This window comes from Nocardia sp. NPDC060220 (assembly GCF_042727815.1).
Taxonomy (GTDB): Bacteria; Actinomycetota; Actinomycetes; order Mycobacteriales; family Mycobacteriaceae; genus Nocardia.
In genome coordinates this window covers 1-2,142 of sequence record NZ_JBHWZY010001040.1, presented here as the reverse complement: position 1 = coordinate 2,142, position 2,142 = coordinate 1, and the positions used below count along the sequence as shown (strand labels likewise).

The following is a 2,142-nucleotide window of genomic DNA, read 5'->3' as shown; positions in this document are numbered from 1 at the left end:
CGCGCAGACGTTTTCCGAAGTCGCGATCGTCCACCCCCACGACCGCAGCCTCGAGAATGTCGGGTCGTTCTACGAGCAGGTTTTCGACCTCGAGCGGAAAGACGTTCTCTCCGCCGGAGACGATCATGTCGTCGTCTCGACCATCGATGAACAGTCTTCCCGCCGCATCGAAATGACCGACATCGCCACTGGACTGCATTCCGGCGACGATCTCCTTGCCCGTGCCGTCGGTATAGCCGCCGAAACTCAGTGCGCTGGCGACGAATATGGTGCCGACCACGCCCGGTTCGGTGATCCGGCGGCGGTCGTCATCGTAGATCGCGACCCGGCAGCCCACAGGTGGACGACCCACGGTGCCGGGCGCTTCCCGCATATCGCCGGGTGTGGCGACGGCTGCCACCGCGACCTCCGTCGAGGCATACAGGTTGTAGAGCACCTCACCGAACGCCAACGCCGTGCGCCTGCTCAGGTCGGGCGAGATGGCGGATCCGGCCGCGAAGATCACCTTCAGCGAGGAAGTGTCGTATTCGGCCAGCACGGACTCGCCCAGATCGACGATGCGCTGCAACATCGTTGGTACCAGCACCAACGTTCCCGCCCGATGGTGTTCGATATCGGCCAGCGTGCGTCGCGGGTCGAATCTGCGCTGCTGCAAGACGATCGCGCTTCCCAGCGCCCAACCGAGAATCAGCTGCGAGAGACCGGTGCCGTGGAACGCCGGCGCCGCGAGCACGGTCGTACTCGCCGTCGGCAAGGGGATCCGGTCGAGGAACTGCGCCGATTGCAAGGGCGACACCTTGCCTCGCGGCGCACCTTTCGGTGTTCCGGTCGTGCCGCTGGTCAGCACCACGATCCCGCCGGGCTGCTTGGGACTCACCGGCGGTCGGGTGTGCTGGCCCGCTCGGACATCGTCCAGCGTGGGCTGCCCGTGGTCCACCCAACCGTCATCCAAGGTCAGAATAGTCGGTAACTTCTTCGGAAGATCCTCGAAGCGGTGAAGGAACTCGGCGTCGAGCAGGATCGCACCCACGTTTTCGCGTTCGGTCACCGACACCAACTGCGGGCCCGCCATTCCCGTATTGAGCAACACGATGCGCGCGCCCAGCTTGCCCGCGGCGAGCAGCGACAAGACCATCCCCCGATGATCCCGGCACAGCGCGGCCAGCACAGTGCCACTCGCGATCCCCCGCGCGGCAAGGCCGTTGGCCACCGCATTCGACCTGCGATCGAGCTCCGCGAACGTCAGCGGCCCCAGCTCGTCGACGATGGCCGTCGCGGTGCCGTTGCGGCGAGCCGCGTGCGCGAACGCGGTGACGACCGGACCGAGCACTGTCGCATCCCTGGCGGTACGCAGCAGCTCCAGCGGGTGCCGAAGTTCGATCGCGCCGCTTCTGCGCAGCACTCCGACGGCAGCCAAGCCGTCGGCCATCGTTGCGACCAGGGCCGCTGACATGCTCGGGATCACCGACATGGACACCTCCGAAGTGTTCGGGTACTGGGGGACCAGCGATCGGAATCTGCGCACCGACAGCCGATGGCGATCGTAGACCTCGCCGGAATCATTAGTAACTTAATCGCCGAAAAGCATTGTGGAGGCCCCGGGCTCGGTGAGAACATGAGCGCATGAATCTCTCATCCTTTCGATTCGGAGGCCGGCCATGACCCGTTCAGCAAAAGCTGGTCGGCCGCAGGATGTCTCGGGCGACATCGCGCGCAGACACCGCTACCTCAACGGTGCCGGCGCGCTGCTGGGCGGCCCGGCGAACGTGATCATGCAGCTGAGCCTGCCCCCGGTGGGACGCGGCGTGGTGGAAAGTGTTGTCGAATCAGGCAGTTACGCGACACGACCGGCCAAGCGCGGTCGTACCACGCTCACCTACCTCGCGGTGGCGATGATCGGCACCGACGAAGATCAGGCGGCATACCGTGCCGCGGTGGGCTCCGCGCACCGGCAGGTGCGCTCGGGACCACACAGCCCTGTTCGGTACAACGCCTTCGACCCTCAACTGCAACTGTGGGTAGCCGCCTGCCTGTACCGAGGAGTCCTGGATACGGTGAACCTGCTCTTCGGCGGGATGAACGAGCAGGATGCCGACGAGATGTATCGCGATGCCGCCAGATTCGGAACAACCTTGCAGATGC

General features: G+C 65.3%; 2 protein-coding genes. One reads left to right on the top strand and one right to left on the bottom strand.

The features are described from left to right. A partial coding sequence (locus ACFWF3_RS33355; protein ID WP_379317926.1) for an AMP-binding protein occupies positions 1-1,471 on the bottom strand: 1,471 nt, incomplete at its 3' end. A gap of 187 nt (positions 1,472-1,658) precedes the next feature. Between ACFWF3_RS33355 and ACFWF3_RS33350 the strand changes: the two genes are divergently transcribed. After that, a partial coding sequence (locus ACFWF3_RS33350; RefSeq protein ID WP_379317924.1) for an oxygenase MpaB family protein occupies positions 1,659-2,142 on the top strand: 484 nt, incomplete at its 3' end.